Here is an 18,282-nt window from a genome sequence, read left to right as displayed (position 1 = left end):
TGTGCCTGTCTGTGCACGATGAAAGCTGCAAGCTTAACGGCAGCATGCAGGCGCTATCAAATGAAAAGCTGGTTGCGCATACCAACAAAGCGCACTGGAGCTGAAACGCTTTGAAATCAAGCAAAGACAAGCGCAATCCGCTCTACTTTTTATTACCCAAAGCCCATTGCGGACATTCCGAGGCTGCAATGAGAAAAGCCCCGGATCATTGCTGATCCGGGGCTTTGAATCTGGTGGCCTGGGACGGAATCGAACCGCCGACACAAGGATTTTCAATCCTCTGCTCTACCGACTGAGCTACCGGGCCTGTGCTGTCCAGCAACTTGAATTTGCTGAAGCGGCGATTATAGGCATATTTTTCTGCATCCTGCCCCGCCTGGGCATTCCAGCCCCAAGCATTCGCCGGCCTGCTATGCCACCGAAAAAGCAGGTCCGGATGCAGAAAAGCCCTGAATCATTGCTGATTCAGGGCTTTGAATCTGGTGGCCTGGGACGGAATCGAACCGCCGACACAAGGATTTTCAATCCTCTGCTCTACCGACTGAGCTACCGGGCCTTTTCTTCGGCACCCTTGAGTGCTGAAGCTGCAATTATAGGCACACTTTTGGAGCCCAAATCGAAAACTGCGAATTTTTTTGGAAATTATCCGCGGCGATTGCGTCCAAGGTCCACGCCCAGTTGGCGCAGCTTGCGATACAGATGGGTACGCTCAAGGCCGGTCTTCTCGGCCACGCGCGTCATGGAGCCGCCTTCGCGTGCCAGGTGGAATTCGAAATAGGCTTTTTCAAAGCCGTCGCGCGCCTCGCGCAGGGGGCGGTCGAGATCGAAGCCTTGGTGCGAATTGGGCAGATTGTCTTCCGCCGCCTGGGCCGTGATGCTGACCACGGCCGATGGAGCCGTGCCGTTGCTGGCATGCGCTGCAGTTTCCGAGCCCTGGCTGGCCGTGCTTCGCGCCAGCCCCTGCTCCACCGCCTTGAGCAGCTTCTGCATGGTGATGGGCTTTTCGAGGAATGACAGTGCACCGATGCGCGTTGCCTCGACGGCCGTTTCGATGGTCGCATGACCGCTCATCATGATGACGGGCATGGTGAGCTGACCGGCCGTGGCCCATTCCTTGAGCAGGGTGACGCCGTCGGTGTCCGGCATCCAGATGTCCAGCAGCACCAGATCGTAGTTGTGGGTTGCCCTGGATACGCGTGCCTGCGTGGCGTTCTCCGCCACGTCCACACTATGACCTTCGTCGTTGAGGATTTCCGACAACAAATCCCGGATCCCCAGTTCGTCGTCGACCACTAGTATGTTTGCCATGTGTCTAAAGCCTGTTGCTATGCCTTGTGCGAAGCGGGATCAAGCCGCCCCCGCACGGTCGTTAGGTACAAATGATAGCGACACTCGCGCGCCTTGCACTACCCCGTCTTCCTCTCGATTACCCAGGTCCACTCTTGCGCCATGCTCGTCGGCGATTTTTTTGACCACGGCCAAACCCAGGCCTGTGCCGCGAGACTTGGTGGTCACATAGGGCTCGAAGGCTCTTTGAAGAATATTGGGAGCAAAACCTGTGCCACTGTCGCTGATGCTCAGGCGCACACGCTGGGCCGTGTCCATCCAGCGGGTTTCGATGGTGACGGATCCTGGAGTCTGCCCTGTTTCCTGCGCTCTTTGCGCCGTGGAATCTTGCGCATTTTGCAAAAGATTGTGGATGACCTGACGCAATTGCTGGCTATCGCCCTGAATCAGCGGACAGGCTTCGTCGAGCGATGCCTCCACACGCACCGCCGCATTCTCTTCGCCATAGAGCTGCAGCACCTCAGCGACCAGTGCATTCAGATCCAGCGCTTGCAGATTGGCAGCCGGCAAACGTGCATATTCACGAAACTCATCGACCAGACGCTTCATGGCCCCCACCTGATCGACGATGGTCTTCACGGATTTGGCCAGCAGCGCCTGCTCCGCAGGCTGCAGCTTGTCGGTCAGCTTCATCGCCAGACGCTCGGCAGACAGCTGAATCGGCGTCAGCGGATTCTTGATCTCATGCGCCACGCGGCGCGCCACCTCGCCCCAGGCCTGTGCGCGCTGGGCAGAGACGATCTCCGAGATGTCGTCAAACACCAGCAGACGCTGGTCGTCGGGCAGCTCCGCGCCGCGCATGACCAGGCTAGTGGTGTTGTGCACCACATCGCCGTTGCCGTTGCCCGCGTCCAGCTCATAGACCTGCTGCCAGCGGTCCCGCCCCTGCTCGGCCGAAGCATCGCCGAGAAAGATCTCGAACTGCTCCTGCACCACGCGCGCAAAGTCCTGCAAACCCGAGACATCGCGCAGGCGCTTGCCCTGGAACACTGCCATGGGCGCACGCAGAATGCGTGTTGCACCGGGATTGCTGAGCACGATGCGTCCGGAGCGATCGAGCACGATGACGCCCGAAGTAAGGTTGTCCAGAATGGTCTGCAGATTGCTGCGCGCCGCATCGAGTTGCAGCAGATTGCGGTTGGCGTCGGAGCGTGCGTCGGCCAGTTGCTGGGTCATGACGGCAAAAGAGCGCGTCAGCCCGCCAATCTCGTCCTTGCTCTGCAGCGCAGGCTTGGGGCGCAAATCGCCACGCGCCACATCGCGCATGCCCTGGGCCAGCAACAACAAGGGCTTGGCCAGTTGGTTGCCCAGCACCACGGCCAGCACCACGGCCCCAAACACGGCCAGAAAGAGCGCCAGCGTCAGAGTGCCGATATACATGCGCTGCAATCCACCGCGAGCAAGTGCTCGCTCCTGATACTCGCGATTGGCCTCCTGCACGGCCAGGGCATTGCTGACCAGGGCTTGCGGCAAGGGAATCGTGGCCTGCAGATAACGCGCCTCCTCCAACAGATTCACTGCCGAGCTGGGCACCAGCGCCAGTGTGCGCACCTTGGCGTTGGCCGCGGCCTGATCGGCAGGCACGTCGCCGGCATCATCCAGGCCTTCGATGCTGGCCACGGCACGCTGACCGCCCTGCTCCCTCAAGCTGCGCAGCAGCTGGGTGTTGGGCCGCTCGGGCGCGAGGCTGAACTGAGACTGACCGGCACTGGCAATGGCCTTGCCTGATGCATTCCAGAGCACCACATCGGAGGCTCCGATCTGATCTCGGATGCGCTCCAGCATCAGTGCCGCCCCTGCATCCGAAGTCTGAGACAGCTGAAGGCCTGCCGTGCGCGTGTTGTTGGCCATGTCATTGGCCACGGTATCCAGTGTGGCACTGGCCAGGCTCACGCCCGCAGACAAGGCCCCCTCGACCTTGACGTCAAACCAGCTCTCGATGGAGCGTGAGACGAACTGGTAGGACACCACATAGATCAACAAGCCCGGCAGCAAACCCACCAGGGTGAAGATGCCCGCCAGCTTGAGCAACAGCTTGCTGCCAAAACGCCCGCGCCTGAGCCTCAGAGCCAGGCGCAAGCCGCCCCAGAACAGCACCAGCAGCAGCAATCCGGCCACAACGACATTGGCGGCAAACAGCCAGTTGTAGTTGCGCTCATAGGCCAGCCGGTTATTCGTGGCCAGGGTCAGCAGGAACAGCAGCAGCACCCCCACCACCACCATCAGCGCCACGCCCGTGCCAACGGCCCAGCGCGTGGCGCGCGACCAGCGCGCGGCAGAGGAGCCGCCGGCTTCGCCGTCCGGGAGCTTGATGTCAGCCATCAGGGAGCGGCCTCCAGCGTCTGCGTGCGCGACAGTTGCAGATTCCAGCCCGAGCGCCCCAGTGCCCCAATCTGTAAAGGTCTGGGCAGGGACGACAGATCTACGCGAAAGCGCAGTTGCACCGAGACGCCGGAAGTGGAGCCGAGCTGGCCGGAGTCCAGAATCTTCCAGCGGTAAATGCGTTGAATGGCTGCGATGGCATCCTCCAGCTGCTCGTAGGACTGGCCCAGCGCCAGTCCGGTGCCGCTGCCGCCGGTGAAGGCGGAATTGGAGATATGCAAACGCCAGCGCCTGGTCAGCGGCTGGTGCGTAATGCGGTAATAGCGGGTGGCGACGCCCAATTGCTGGTCGGACCAGTACCAGCGCTCGCGCTGCACCTGAGCCTCGGCAATGAAATACATGGGAATGCCCTGGCGCAGGGCATCTTCAACCTGACCGGGCAGCTCGAACTGCAGATTGGCCGAGAGAAACACCCCCTCGTCGGTACGCGTAACCTGCATGGAGCTGATATCCGGCGGCACGGTATCGGCCCGGGCCAGCACGAAAACCAGGGACAGCGCCAGCACCAGCGAAGCTGCACGGGTCGCACGCCGCAAGGCCCCCGCTACAGCGTTAGCGCAATTTTTCCAGCAGAGCGTAAAAAAAGCCGTCGTGGTCACCCAGGGGATTGTCTGCCACGGAATCGTGTTTGGCAGCTTTGCCGGGAATTAAATGACCCGGAGCAGGCAAGCTGGCCGCCGTAGTGTTGCGTGCAAGAAACGCTTGCATCTGGGCATCGCCCTCGGCCTTGAAGACCGAGCAGGTGCAATAGACCATGCGGCCGCCGGGCTGCAGCAGCGGCCACAGGGTATCGAGCAGCCTGGACTGGATGTCTGCCAGCTGTGCCACATCGCTCTCACGGCGCAGCCAGCGCACATCGGGCTGGCGACGCACAATGCCAGATGCCGTGCAAGGCGCATCGAGCAAGATCGCATCGAAGAGCTGAGCGCCACATTGCGATTCGAACCACGCCTGGGGCGCGGACGCATCGGCCACCAGCACCTTGGCCTTCAGGCCCAGGCGCGACAAGGTTTCACCGATGCGGCGAGCCCGCTCGGGGTCGATCTCCAGGGCCGTGACTTCGATGCCGCCGGGCGCAGCGCGCTCAAGCAGATGGGCAGTCTTGCCGCCGGGCGCAGCACAGGCATCCAGCACGCGCAGCGGGCGGCCCTGGGGCTCGGGCAAACCGGCCAGCAGCAGCGGTGCAGCGGCCTGTGCCGCGCCGTCCTGCACCGAGGCCCAACCTTCTTCAAACTGCGGCAGCTCCTGCACAGGCACGGCCTGCTCCAGCTGCAGACCGCATTCGGCGACTGCGGTCGCTTTCAGATTCATGGCTTCCAGCGCCTTCCGATACTGAGCTGGAGTGCTTTTCTGTGCATTCACCCGCAGCGTCATGGGCGGCTGGGCGTTGTTGGCCGCCAGAATGGTCTGCCAGTCCTGGGGATGGTCTTTTTTGAGCCGGGCAATCCACCATGCGGGGTGATTCCAGACGGCCACGGGATCGTTGTCGGTCGCGCTCACCAGGGCATCGCGCTCGCGCAGAAAGCGGCGCAGGCAGGCGTTGATGAAGCCGGACTGCGCGCGTGCCGCGCCGTTCTTGGCGGCTTCCACGGCCTGGTTGACCAGGGTGAAGGGCGGATATGGGGCTTGGGTCTCATCCCAGGCCAGTGCCAGCGCCGTGCTCAACAAGGCACTGACCTTGGGTGCCGGTGGGCGCGGCGCCAGCTGCTTTTGCAGCGCCTGGGCGCGCCCCAGATTGCGCAGCACCTGGAACAGCAAGGCCTGCACTCCCGGACGCAAGCGCTGCGGCACCTGTGCCAGCACAGCCTTGCTGGACTGACCACCCAGGATGCCGTGCAAGGCCTTGGCCACTGCATCCAGCTGTTGCCACAGAGCAGGAGCGTTGGGCACGGCAGCACCTGCAGCGGCGTTCTTGGGTTGGGAAGGCTTGGAAGTCATGAAGAGCAGACCTGAAAATCTTGTAGAACTGACGCAGACCAGGATGCACAGCGGGCATTTCTATCGAGAAAACACCCTGTCTGATCCGAGCTTGCGCAAATCGTGTCTTGATCAATGAAAAACGCTCCCGTCTGCACAAGGCAGAGCGGGAGCGCGGTGCATCAGCAGCGAACCGCAGCCGTTACCGGCCGCGGCCCAGTGCCATGCTTAGTCGGCAGAGGCGTCGCCAGCAGGTGCTTCGACGTCATCAGCCAGCACACCGGCCAGCTCGGCTTCTTCGGCTTCGGCGATGGCACGACGCTCGGCATCGTCCATTTCGTCCTTGGCCTTGCGAGCCTGGTGATAGGCCAGACCGGTACCGGCGGGGATCAGACGACCCACGATCACGTTTTCCTTCAGGCCACGCAGCTCGTCGCGCTTGCCCATGATGGCAGCTTCGGTCAGAACACGGGTGGTTTCCTGGAAGGAAGCCGCAGAGATGAACGAGTCGGTCGACAGCGAAGCCTTGGTGATGCCCAGCAGCACGTTGGAGTACGTGGCAGGCAGCTTGCCTTCCTTCTGCATCTGTTCGTTGGTGTTGAGCACCTCGGAACGCTCGACCTGTTCACCCTGGATGTAGGTGGTATCGCCGGAGTTCTCGATGATCACGCGACGCAGCATCTGACGCACGATCACTTCGATGTGCTTGTCGTTGATCTTCACACCCTGCAGGCGGTAAACGTCCTGCACCTCGTCCACGATGTAGCGCGACAGCTCTTCGATACCCAGCAGACGCAGGATGTCTTGAGGATCGGCAGGACCGTCAACGATGGACTCGCCCTTGTTCACCACCTGGCCTTCGTGGACCAGAATGTTGCGCTCCTTGGGCACCAGTTCTTCCCAGACCTTGCCTTCCAGATCGGTGATCTGCAGGCGGATCTTGCCCTTGGTTTCCTTGCCGAAGGACACGGTACCGGTCATCTCGGCCAGAGTGCCCTTGTCCTTGGGCGTACGGGCTTCGAACAGTTCGGCCACACGGGGCAGACCACCGGTAATGTCGCGGGTCTTCTGGCCTTCCACAGGGATACGGGCCAGCACTTCGCCGGGGCCCACGTCCTGGCCGTCGCGCACCTGAATCAGGGCGCCGACCTGGAAGCCGATCGTCACGGCGTGGTCGGTACCAGGGATCTTGACTTCCTGGTTGTTGGCGTCGATCAGCTTGACCTGGGGGCGCACCACCTTGGCAGAGCCACGACGCTTGGGGTCGATCACCACCAGAGTGGACAGACCGGTCACTTCGTCAACCTGCTTGGCCACCGTCAGACCTTCTTCCACATTCTCGAAACGCACTTGACCGGCGTATTCGGTAATGATGGGTCGGGTCAGCGGGTCCCAGTTCGCCAGGATCTTGCCGGCCTTGATGGCTTCATCGGGCTTGATGGTCAGCACGGCGCCGTAAGGCACCTTGTGACGCTCGCGCTCGCGGCCGTTTTCGCTGATCACGATCTCGCCGGAACGCGAAATCACCACCAGCTCGCCCTTGGTGTTGGACACATAGCGCATCGTGCTGTTGAAGCCGATGACACCATTGGACTTGGCTTCCACGCTCGAGGCGATGGCGGCACGCGAAGCGGCACCACCGATGTGGAAGGTACGCATGGTCAGCTGCGTGCCGGGTTCGCCGATGGACTGGGCAGCGATCACACCCACGGCTTCGCCGAGGTTGATCAGGCCGCCGCGGCCCAGGTCGCGACCGTAGCAGGTTGCGCACAGGCCGAAACGGGTTTCGCAGGTCAGAGCCGTACGCACCTTGATTTCGTCCACGCCCTGGGCTTCCAGCTCTTCGATGGTGTCTTCGTTGAGCAGGGTGCCGGCAGGCACCAGCACGGCACGGGTTTCGGGGTGCAGCACTTCTTCGGCGGTCGAACGGCCCAGCACGCGATCGCGCAGGGATTCGATCACTTCACCGCCTTCGACGATGGCGCGCATCAGATAACCGTTGGAGGTACCGCAATCCTGTTCGTTCACGACCAGATCCTGCGTCACGTCCACCAGACGACGAGTCAGGTAACCGGAGTTAGCCGTCTTCAGCGCCGTGTCGGCCAGACCCTTACGGGCACCGTGGGTCGAGATGAAGTACTGCAGCACGTTGAGGCCTTCGCGGAAGTTCGCGGTGATAGGCGTCTCAATGATGGAGCCGTCAGGCTTGGCCATCAGACCACGCATACCGGCCAGCTGACGAATCTGCGCTGCGGAGCCACGGGCGCCGGAGTCGGCCATCATGTAAATCGCATTGAACGATTCCTGATCGACTTCGTTGCCGTGACGGTCGGTGGTCTTCTGGACCTTGAGCTGGTCCATCATCACCTTGGACACGTCGTCGCCGGCCTTGCCCCAGATGTCCACCACCTTGTTGTAGCGCTCGCCCGAGGTCACCAGACCCGAGACGTACTGCTGTTCGATTTCCTTCACTTCGGACTCTGCGCGGGCCAGGATGTCGGCCTTTTGCGGAGGCACCAGCATGTCGTCGATGGAGATCGAGATACCGGCGTGCGTGGACAGACGGAAACCGTTTTGCAGCAGCTTGTCGGCAAACACGACCGTGGCCTTCAGACCGCACTTGCGGAAGGAGGCGTTGATCAGCTTGGAGATTTCCTTCTTCTTCAGCGCCTTGTTCATGTTGCTGAAAGCCAGGCCCTTGGGCAGGATTTCAGACAGCAGGGCACGGCCCACGGTGGTTTCCACGAGCGAGGTCACGGGCTCGAATTCGCCGGTTTCCTTGTTCTTGTTCCACTCGGTCAGGCGCACGCTGATCTTGGCGTGCAGCTCGGTCTCGCCGGCATCCAGAGCGCGTTGCAGCTCCATCAGGTCGGCAAACACCATGCCTTCGCCCTTGCCGTTGATCTTTTCACGCGTGGCGTGATACAGACCCAGCACCACGTCCTGCGAAGGAACGATGGAGGGTTCGCCCGAAGCGGGGAACAGCACGTTGTTCGAGGCCAGCATCAGCACGCGGGCTTCCATCTGCGCTTCCACAGACAGGGGCACGTGAACAGCCATCTGGTCACCGTCGAAGTCGGCGTTGAAGGCCGCGCAGACCAGCGGGTGCAGTTGCAGGGCCTTGCCTTCGATCAGGATGGGCTCGAAAGCCTGGATACCCAGACGGTGCAGCGTAGGCGCACGGTTGAGCATGATGGGGTGTTCCTTGATGACTTCTTCAAGGATGTCCCACACCACGGGCGTACCGGCTTCCACTTCCTTCTTGGCAGCCTTGATGGTCGTGGCGATGCCGCGCTGCTCGAGCTGCGCGAAGATGAAGGGCTTGAACAGCTCCAGCGCCATCAGCTTGGGCAGACCGCACTGGTGCAGCTTGAGGTAAGGACCCACGGTAATCACGGAACGACCGGAGTAGTCCACGCGCTTGCCCAGCAAGTTCTGACGGAAACGACCGCTCTTGCCCTTGATCATGTCGGCCAGAGACTTCAGGGCACGCTTGTTGGCGCCCGTCATGGCCTTGCCGCGACGGCCATTGTCCAGCAACGAGTCCACCGCTTCCTGCAACATGCGCTTTTCGTTGCGCGCGATGATTTCAGGAGCCTTGAGCTCGAGCAGACGACGCAGACGCGAGTTGCGGTTGATGACGCGGCGGTACAGGTCGTTCAGGTCGGAAGTGGCGAAACGGCCACCGTCCAGAGGCACCAGAGGACGCAGATCGGGAGGCAGCACGGGCAGCACTTCCATCACCATCCACTCGGGCTTGATGCCGGACTTCTTGAACGCTTCCAGCAGCTTCAGGCGCTTGGCGTTCTTCTTGACCTTGACTTCGGAGCCGGTCAGATCGTTGCGCAGGCGCTCGATCTCGACGTCGATGTCGATGCCTTCGAGCAGGTCCTTGATGCCTTCAGCGCCCATCTTGGCGGTGAACTCATCGTAGCCGTACTCGAGTTGCTTGGCGTCGTAGTCGTCCTCGGTCATGATGCTGAACTTCTTCAGCGGAGTCATGCCGGGGTCGGTCACCACATAGGCTTCGAAGTACAGCACGCGCTCGATGTCGCGCAGCGTCATGTCCAGCACCAGGCCCAGGCGCGAAGGCAGGGACTTCAGGAACCAGATGTGGGCGCAGGGCGCGGCCAAGTCGATGTGACCCATGCGTTCGCGACGCACCTTGGTCTGTGTGACTTCAACGCCGCACTTCTCGCAGATCACACCGCGGTGCTTGAGGCGCTTGTACTTGCCGCACAGGCATTCGTAGTCCTTGATCGGGCCAAAGATCTTGGCGCAGAACAGACCATCACGCTCGGGCTTGAAAGTACGGTAGTTGATCGTTTCAGGCTTCTTCACTTCGCCGAAAGACCAGGAACGGATCTTCTCGGGCGAGGCCAGGCCGATCTTGATGGCATCGAAATGCTCATCAGGCGTAAATTGCTTGAACAGGTCGAGTAGCGATTTCATGTAACTCTTTCCTTTTCGTCAAAAATCATTGCAGCCACCGCTGGATTTGCCTTGGTTTCAGCAACGAACCAAGCGCAAATCCTTTGTTTTAAAGCGGTTGCAGCTCTCTGTTTAATAGGGCTTAAGAACGTTCGAGCTCGATGTCCAAGCCCAGAGAGCGGATTTCCTTGACCAGCACGTTGAACGATTCGGGCATGCCCGCTTCGATCGAGTGCTCGCCCTTGACGATGGACTCGTACACCTTGGTACGACCGACCACGTCGTCGGACTTCACAGTCAGCATTTCCTGCAGCACATAGGCGGCGCCGTAAGCTTCCAGCGCCCACACTTCCATTTCACCGAAACGCTGACCACCGAACTGGGCCTTACCGCCCAGAGGCTGTTGCGTCACCAGCGAGTAAGGACCGGTGGAGCGGGCATGCATCTTGTCGTCGACCAAGTGGTGCAGCTTCAGGTAGTGCATATAGCCCACGGTGGTCGGACGCTCGAAGCGCTCGCCGGTGCGGCCGTCATACAGATAAGCCTGAGTGCGTGTCTCGGTCAGACCCTTGGCGGCAGCGATGTCGTCAGGGTAGGCCAGCTTCAGCATGTCCTTGATTTCGGCTTCGGAAGCACCGTCGAACACCGGCGTTGCGAACGGCACGCCCGTGGTCAGCTCCTTGGCCATGGACATGACTTCGCCGTCGTCCAGCTGAGACAGCTCTTCCTTGCGGCCGCTGCGGTTGTAGATCTCTTCCAGGAAGGCACGCACTTCAGCAGCGCGGGCTTCCTTTTGCAGCATGTCGCCGATGCGCTGGCCCAGGCCCTTGCCGGCCCAGCCCAAGTGCACTTCCAGCACCTGACCGATGTTCATACGCGAAGGTACGCCCAGCGGGTTCAGCACGATGTCGGCAGTGGTGCCGTCGGCCAGGAAAGGCATGTCTTCCACAGGAGTGATCTTGGAGACCACACCCTTGTTGCCGTGACGGCCGGCCATCTTGTCGCCGGGCTGCAGACGACGCTTGACGGCCAGGTAGACCTTGACCATCTTGAGCACGCCGGCCGGCAGCTCGTCGCCTTGCGTGAGCTTCTTGCGCTTTTCTTCGAACGCCAGGTCGAAGGTGTGACGCTGCTGCTCGATGGAGTTCTTGATGGACTCCAGCTGAGCGGCCACATCGTCTTCGGCAGGGCGAATGTCGAACCAGTGGAACTTCTCCACGCCGTCCAGATAGGCCTTGTCGATCTTGGCGCCCTTGGACAGCTTCTGAGGACCGCCGTTGGCCACGCGGCCGGTCAGCAGCTTCTCGATACGGTCGAAAGCGTCGGCTTCCACAATGCGCAGCTGGTCGTTCAGGTCCAGGCGGAAGCGCTTGAGTTCATCGTCGATGATCTGCTGGGCGCGCTTGTCGCGCTGGATGCCTTCACGCGTGAACACCTGCACGTCGATCACGGTACCTTGCGAGCCCTGATCCACACGCAGAGAAGTGTCCTTCACGTCGGAAGCCTTCTCGCCGAAGATGGCGCGCAGCAACTTCTCTTCAGGCGTCAGCGTGGTCTCGCCCTTGGGTGTGACCTTGCCCACCAGCACATCGCCGGGTTGCACTTCGGCGCCCACGTAGATGATGCCGGACTCGTCCAGGCGGTTCAGTTGCTGCTCGGACAGGTTGGGGATGTCGCGTGTGATTTCTTCGGCACCCAGCTTGGTGTCGCGAGCCATCACCACCAGCTCTTCGATGTGGATCGAGGTGTAGCGATCGTCAGCCACGATGCGCTCGTTGATCATCACCGAGTCTTCGTAGTTGTAGCCGTTCCAGGGCATGAACGCGATCAGCATGTTCTGGCCGATGGCGATTTCGCCCAGATCGGTCGAAGCGCCGTCCGCCAGCACATCACCCTTGGCCAGCTTGTCGCCACGGCTGACGATGGGGCGCTGGTGGATGTTGGTGTTCTGGTTGGAACGCTGATACTTGATCAGGTTGTAGATGTCCACGCCGACTTCACCGGCCACGGCTTCGTCGTCGTTCACACGGATCACGATGCGGGTGGCGTCGACATAGTCCACGATACCGCCGCGCTTGGCAGTGACCACGGTGCCGGAGTCCACGGCAGCAACGCGCTCGATACCGGTACCGACCATGGGCTTTTCAGGACGCAGCACAGGCACGGCCTGACGCGACATGTTGGCGCCCATCAAGGCACGGTTCGCATCGTCGTGTTCCAGGAAGGGAATCAGCGAGGCGGCCACGGACACGATCTGCGCAGGCGACACGTCCATGTATTGCACGCGCTCGGCCGACACCAGGGTCGATTCACCGGCTTCACGGGCCGACACCAGCTCGCCCACCAGATTGCCTTCGGCATCCAGATCGGCGTTGGCCTGGGCGATCACGTACTTGCCTTCTTCGATGGCCGACAGATAGTCGATGTCCATCGTCACCTTGCCGTCCACCACGCGACGGTACGGGGTTTCGATGAAACCGTACTCGTTCAGGCGGGCGTACAGAGCCAGCGAGTTGATCAGACCGATGTTGGGACCTTCAGGCGTTTCGATAGGGCAGACGCGACCGTAGTGGGTCACGTGCACGTCACGCACTTCAAAGCCAGCACGTTCGCGGGTCAGACCGCCTGGGCCCAGGGCGGAAACACGACGCTTGTGCGTGATTTCTGCCAGAGGGTTGGTCTGGTCCATGAACTGCGACAGCTGCGAGGCACCGAAGAACTCCTTCAGGGCCGCAGAGATGGGCTTGGAGTTGATCAGGTCGTGAGGCATCAGAGGCTCTTGCTCGGCCTGACCCAGACGTTCCTTCACAGCCTTTTCGATACGCGCCAGACCGGTGCGGTACTGGTTCTCGGCCAGTTCGCCCACGCAACGCACGCGGCGGTTGCCCAGGTGGTCGATATCGTCGACTTCGCCACGGCCATTGCGCAGGTCCACCAGGATCTTGACCACGGCCAGGATGTCTTCGTTGGACAGCACCATGGGACCGGTCGCGCCTTCGCGGCCGATCTTGGCGTTGAACTTCATGCGGCCCACGCGCGACAGATCATAGGTGTCGGCGTTGTAGAACAGGCGCTGGAACAGGGCCTGCACGGCGTCCTCGGTAGGAGGCTCGCCAGGACGCATCATGCGGTAGATGGCAACGCGGGCAGCGAACTCGTCCACGGTTTCATCGGTGCGCAGGGTCTGCGAGATGTAGGCGCCCTGGTCCAGTTCGTTGGTGTAGATGCACTGAACGTCCTGCACGCCGGCGCTGCGCAGCTTCTTGAGCAGGGCTTCGGTCAGTTCTTCGTTGGCCTTGGCGATGATTTCGCCGGTATCGGGATCAACGATGTTCTTGGCCAGCACACGACCCAGCAGGAAGTCTTCGGGCACGCTGACGAACTTGGTGCCGGACTGCTCCAACTCGCGGGTGTGGCGAGCGGTGATGCGCTTGTCCTTGGCGACCACGACCTTGCCGGACTTGTCGGTGATGTCGAAACGCGCGACTTCGCCCTTCAGGCGATCGGCCACGAATTCCATCTGCGCACCGCTGTCCATCAGGCGGAAGTTGTCGTTCACGAAGAACGTTGCCAGGATGGTCTCGGGCGTCATGCCGATGGCCTTCAGCAGGATCGACACAGGCATCTTGCGGCGACGGTCGACGCGGAAGTACAGCAGGTCCTTGGGGTCGAACTCGAAGTCCAGCCAGGAGCCGCGGTAAGGAATGATGCGAGCCGAGAACAGCAGCTTGCCCGAGCTATGGGTCTTGCCCTTGTCGTGCTCGAAGAACACGCCAGGCGAACGGTGCAGCTGAGACACGATCACGCGCTCGGTACCGTTGATGATGAACGAACCCTTGTCGGTCATCAGGGGCACTTCGCCCATGTAGACCTCTTGTTCCTTCACTTCCTTGACCACCTTGGACTGAGCCGTGGAGGACTCGCGGTCATAGATGATCAGCTGGACCTTGGCGCGGACAGCGGAGGCGAAGGTCAGACCACGGGTCTGGCATTCACGCACGTCGAAAGCGGGCTTGGCGAGGTTGTACTCGACAAACTTCATCTCCACAAAACCATTGTGGGAGACGATGGGGAAGGCGGAATTGAAGGCCGCTTGCAGGCCATCAATGGTACGTTTTTTGGGGGCTACATCTGCCTGCAGGAATGCTGTATAGGCATCTTTTTGCATCTGCAGCAGATAAGGCACTTCGAGCACGCTATCGCGGCTCCCGAAGCTTTTGCGGATTCGCTTGCGTTCGGTATAAGAATAGGCCATGAGATCTCCGGGCAAAGACATGAGTCCTGGGTCTGCGACGACTGCCCCACAGGGTTCTCCTGCGGGCTTGGCGGTTGGCCACTACCAACCATGGCTGACGGCGATGCGTTGCACATCGCCCGAACCAAGGCATCTTCTGCTGTCGGATTGTCAGAAGACACTAAAAAGCAGACTCCCTAGGAAACCTGCTTTTTGGTGTGTTCTTTAAGCGCACTCCACAAGCGCCAAAGGCTGGAGACCCTTTTACGAGTCTCCAGCCCTTGATTTCACTGAATTACTTCAGTTCAGCCTTGGCACCGGCTTCAACCAGCTTCTTCACAGCGGCTTCAGCGTCAGCCTTGGGAGCGGCTTCCTTCACGGTCTTGGGAGCGCCGTCGACCAGATCCTTGGCTTCCTTCAGACCCAGGCCGGTGATTTCGCGCACAGCCTTAATCACGGACACCTTGTTAGCGCCAGCGTCGGTCAGAACGACGTTGAACTCGGTCTTTTCTTCAGCAGCAGCAGCGCCACCAGCAGCGCCGCCAGCAGCGGGAGCAGCCATAGCAGCGGCGGACACGCCAAACTTCTCTTCAATAGCCTTGACCAGGTCGTTCAGTTCCAGAACAGTCATGCTGTCCAGGGCGGTCAGGAATGCGTCTTTATCGAATGCCATTTTGATTTCCTAAAATTGGTTGGTTTTGCCGAGCACTCAGGCTGCGGCTGTTTCTGTTGCCGCTTCGGCAGAGCCTTCGCCCTTCTTGGCCGCCAGAGCGCCCAGCACAACGGCTGTACGCGAGATAGGCGACATGAGCAAGCCGCACAGTTGTGCGAGCAGTACTTCCTTGGAGGGGATGTTTGCCAGTTGCTTAACGCCGTCGATGTCCAGGGCCTTGCCTCCGAACGCGCCACCGCGAATCACCAACTTGTCGTTGGTCTTCGCGAAGTCGGCCACCACCTTGGCGGCAGCCACTGCGTCTTCAGAGAAGCCATAGATCAGGGGACCAGTCATCTGGTCAGCCACCACGTCAAACGCGCTACCGGCAACAGCACGGCGGGCCAGGGTGTTCTTCAACACGCTCAGGCTCACACCCTTGCTGCGAGCATCGGCACGCAGTTTGGTCATGTCGGCGACCGTGATGCCACGGTATTCCGCGATCACAAGCGTTTGAGCTTTAGCGGCGAGGCTGGTCACTTCGTTGATGACCGCTTCTTTCTCACTGCGATTAAGACTCAAGGTCTACTCCTTCAAATGCATATGCAAGGCAAGCCCTGCATACACGCTCTTGTTGCAGCGACCAACTGTTTAGGAAAAATTTCCATCTGCAGCGGGATCGCCATCTGCGTTGGCCTTCGTGATTAAGTGATCAAATCACACCAACGGTCTTGGATGACCTGCAGGAGCAACAACTCCCGCAGCCCACCACACCAGATGAGCAAAGCTCATCTGACGATTTCTAGCAATTACGCCGAGATGGATTGTGTATCGACGCGAACGCCCACACCCATGGTCGACGAAACAGCCACCTTGCGCAGGTACAGACCCTTGCTGGAAGCAGGCTTGGCCTTGTTCAGTGCATCGATCAGAGCAGCCAGGTTGCCCTGCAGCTTATCGGCATCGAACGAACGGCGACCGATCGTGCCGTGCACGATACCAGCCTTGTCCACGCGGAACTGCACCTGACCAGCCTTGGCGTTCTTCACGGCCGTAGCGACGTCAGGAGTCACGGTGCCAACCTTGGGGTTGGGCATCAGGCCGCGGGGGCCCAGGATCTGACCCAGCTGGCCCACAACGCGCATAGCGTCGGGAGCAGCGATCACCACGTCGAAGGGCATGTCGCCGGCCTTGACTTGAGCAGCCAGGTCGTCCATGCCGACCACGTCAGCGCCGGCGGCCTTGGCTTCTTCAGCCTTGGCGCCTTGTGCGAACACAGCCACGCGAGCAGTCTTGCCGGTACCGTGAGGCAGCACCACGGCGCCACGCACCACTTGGTCCGACTTCTTGGCATCCACGCCCAGTTGCACGGCCACGTCGATGGATTCATCGAACTTGGCAGTTGCAGCTTCCTTCACCAGCGCCACGGCGTCAGCGAAAGAGTACAGCTTGTTGGAATCAACCTTGCCCTGGAGAGCTTTTTGCTTCTTGGTCAACTTGGCCATTTACACACCCTCCACGATCACGCCCATCGAACGGGCAGAACCAGCCAGCGTACGCACAGCAGCGTCAACGTCAGCGGCGTTCATGTCCTTCAGCTTGGTCTTGGCGATTTCTTCCAGCTGAGCACGTGTGATCTTGCCAACCTTGTTCTTCAGAGGATTGGAAGAGCCCTTGTCCAGCTTCACAGCCTTCTTGATCAGAACGGTTGCGGGAGGAGTCTTGATGACGAACGTGAAGCTCTTGTCAGCAAAAGCCGTGATCACCACGGGCAGAGGCAGGCCGGGCTCGACACCTTGGGTCTGGGCGTTGAACGCCTTGCAGAATTCCATGATGTTGAGGCCGCGCTGACCCAGCGCAGGACCAATGGGAGGAGAAGGATTGGCCTTACCAGCTGGCACTTGCAGCTTGATGAAGCCGACGATTTTTTTCGCCATGTTGAGCTCCTTACGGGTATAGCGCCATTTGCAATATCTGCAAACAGCTCCCCGAGGTTGCTGACTCTATAAAAAAGCTTCGCATCGAGTCAAAAAATGCGAAGCCCTAGATTCTATTGCGAATCTCAAGTTTTCTCAACTTGAGAGAATTCCAATTCCACAGGAGTCGCGCGGCCAAAGATGGTGACCGAGACACGCAGACGGTTCTTTTCGTAGTTGACTTCCTCGACGGAGCCATTGAAGTCCGCGAATGGACCTTCCTTGACACGAACCATTTCGCCGACCATGAACTCGACTTTGTGGCGGGGCTTTTCGGTGCCCTCCTGCATCTGGTCGACGATCTTGCGAACTTCTTCTTCAGAAATGGGGGCAGGACGGTTCTTGGCACCGCCAACGAAACCGGTCACCTTGCTGGTGTGCTTCACCAGGTGCCAGGTATCGTCATCCATCACCATTTCGACGAACACATAACCGGGGAACAGGCGGCGCTCTGTGGTGCGGCGAGTGCCGTTGCGCATTTCCACCACTTCTTCGGAAGGCACCAGGATGCGGCCAAACTTGGACTGCATGTCCGAGCGAGCAATACGCTCCGCAATATTGCGCTCGACAGCTTTCTCCATACCCGAATAGGCATGGACGATATACCAGCGCAGATCGGGATTGGCGGGTCCCGCTGCTCCACCATTCACATCTGTTTCGACTGCATCAGCCATTACTTCCTCCAGCCCAAAATCAAGTCGTACAAGACCCATTCAAGCGTCTTATCGGTGAACCACAAGAACAAGGCCATCACCACCACAAACGCAAAGACATACAGTGTCATCTGCATGGTTTCCTTGCGGGTGGGCCAGACCACCTTCTTCACCTCACGCCAAGCATCACGAGCAAAGCCAATGAAGCGCTTGCCCGGCTCAGAGATCAGAAACACGCCAGCAGCCAGCACCAGGCCGACAATCAGAGCCGCCCACTGAACCAGCGCACCTTGCTTGCTCAACAGATAAAAGCCAGCAATAGAAGCAACAACTAAAGCCGCAACAGCGGCTAATTTTGCTTTGTCAGCAGCAGAGCTGACTGTTTCAACCTGAGTAGTGGCCATATTTTGTTTCAAATGCACAAAAATGTGCAATTTCAAGACACAAAAGCCCGCCAAAGGCGGGCTCTTGTTGATTCCACCATTAAGAGGTGGCAGGGGCAGTAGGAATCGAACCTACAACCTTCGGTTTTGGAGACCGACGCTCTGCCAATTGAGCTATACCCCTACAAATCAATTATGCAATGATCGTGGCAACCACACCGGCGCCCACAGTACGACCACCTTCGCGGATAGCGAAGCGCAGACCTTCTTCCATGGCGATGGGGGAGATCAGCTTCACAGTGATCGA

12 protein-coding genes, 3 tRNA genes and 1 pseudogene are annotated in these 18,282 nt (G+C 60.0%); all 16 read right to left on the bottom strand.

Features of this window, described 5'->3' with window-relative positions; translation table 11 throughout:
• Positions 1-231: 231 nt before the first annotated feature.
• A tRNA-Phe gene (locus JAO85_RS17880) sits at positions 232-307 on the bottom strand.
• 173 nt (positions 308-480) lie between these two features.
• Positions 481-556 (bottom strand) — tRNA-Phe (locus tag JAO85_RS17875).
• Between the two features lie 86 nt (positions 557-642).
• A complete protein-coding gene (locus JAO85_RS17870; RefSeq protein ID WP_003065673.1) occupies positions 643-1,308 on the bottom strand; it encodes a response regulator in 666 nt (221 codons plus the stop codon).
• A 39-nt stretch (positions 1,309-1,347) separates the two neighbouring features.
• Positions 1,348-3,669: an ATP-binding protein gene (locus JAO85_RS17865; protein WP_012836793.1), complete on the bottom strand. Its 2,322-nt coding sequence runs from the start codon at positions 3,667-3,669 to the stop codon at positions 1,348-1,350.
• Positions 3,669-4,238, bottom strand: a complete 570-nt coding sequence (locus JAO85_RS17860) for a DUF4390 domain-containing protein (RefSeq protein ID WP_034362111.1) — start codon at positions 4,236-4,238, stop codon at positions 3,669-3,671. Before JAO85_RS17860 ends, JAO85_RS17865 begins: the two co-directional genes overlap by 1 nt.
• Before the next feature lie 43 nt (positions 4,239-4,281).
• The gene (gene rsmB, locus JAO85_RS17855) at positions 4,282-5,667 is read right to left on the bottom strand and encodes a 16S rRNA (cytosine(967)-C(5))-methyltransferase RsmB (RefSeq protein WP_202788660.1); all 1,386 of its coding nucleotides are present in this window, start codon (positions 5,665-5,667) and stop codon (positions 4,282-4,284) included.
• Positions 5,668-5,874: 207 nt separating this feature from the next.
• Positions 5,875-10,098: a DNA-directed RNA polymerase subunit beta' gene (rpoC, locus tag JAO85_RS17850; protein ID WP_003065685.1), complete on the bottom strand. Its 4,224-nt coding sequence runs from the start codon at positions 10,096-10,098 to the stop codon at positions 5,875-5,877.
• Between the two features lie 121 nt (positions 10,099-10,219).
• Positions 10,220-14,332, bottom strand: a complete 4,113-nt coding sequence (gene rpoB, locus JAO85_RS17845; RefSeq protein WP_003065687.1) for a DNA-directed RNA polymerase subunit beta — start codon at positions 14,330-14,332, stop codon at positions 10,220-10,222.
• A gap of 274 nt (positions 14,333-14,606) precedes the next feature.
• Positions 14,607-14,984 carry a 50S ribosomal protein L7/L12 gene (gene rplL, locus JAO85_RS17840; protein WP_003065690.1) on the bottom strand — a complete coding sequence of 126 codons (378 nt, stop codon included), beginning with the start codon at positions 14,982-14,984 and terminating at the stop codon, positions 14,607-14,609.
• Positions 14,985-15,020: 36 nt separating this feature from the next.
• Positions 15,021-15,545, bottom strand: coding sequence for a 50S ribosomal protein L10 (gene rplJ, locus JAO85_RS17835; RefSeq protein WP_003065692.1), 525 nt, complete (start codon positions 15,543-15,545; stop codon positions 15,021-15,023).
• Positions 15,546-15,772: 227 nt separating this feature from the next.
• Entirely contained in the window at positions 15,773-16,468 is a 696-nt protein-coding gene (rplA, locus tag JAO85_RS17830; protein ID WP_003065693.1) for a 50S ribosomal protein L1, read from the bottom strand.
• Entirely contained in the window at positions 16,469-16,900 is a 432-nt protein-coding gene (rplK, locus tag JAO85_RS17825) for a 50S ribosomal protein L11 (protein WP_003059339.1), read from the bottom strand.
• Between the two features lie 125 nt (positions 16,901-17,025).
• Positions 17,026-17,613: a transcription termination/antitermination protein NusG gene (gene nusG / locus JAO85_RS17820; RefSeq protein ID WP_003065695.1), complete on the bottom strand. Its 588-nt coding sequence runs from the start codon at positions 17,611-17,613 to the stop codon at positions 17,026-17,028.
• On the bottom strand, positions 17,613-17,996 hold the full coding sequence (gene secE, locus JAO85_RS17815; protein WP_012836790.1) for a preprotein translocase subunit SecE: 384 nt from the start codon (positions 17,994-17,996) through the stop codon (positions 17,613-17,615). Before secE ends, nusG begins: the two co-directional genes overlap by 1 nt.
• Before the next feature lie 87 nt (positions 17,997-18,083).
• Positions 18,084-18,159, bottom strand: a tRNA-Trp gene (locus JAO85_RS17810).
• A 9-nt stretch (positions 18,160-18,168) separates the two neighbouring features.
• Positions 18,169-18,282, bottom strand: a pseudogene (locus tag JAO85_RS17805) (elongation factor Tu); the annotation flags it as partial.

Source organism: Comamonas sp. NyZ500, assembly GCF_016772095.1.
Classification (GTDB): Bacteria; Pseudomonadota; Gammaproteobacteria; order Burkholderiales; family Burkholderiaceae_C; genus Comamonas; species Comamonas thiooxydans.
Note: the sequence above shows the minus strand (reverse complement) of the source record. Positions and strands in the feature narration are given on the sequence as shown.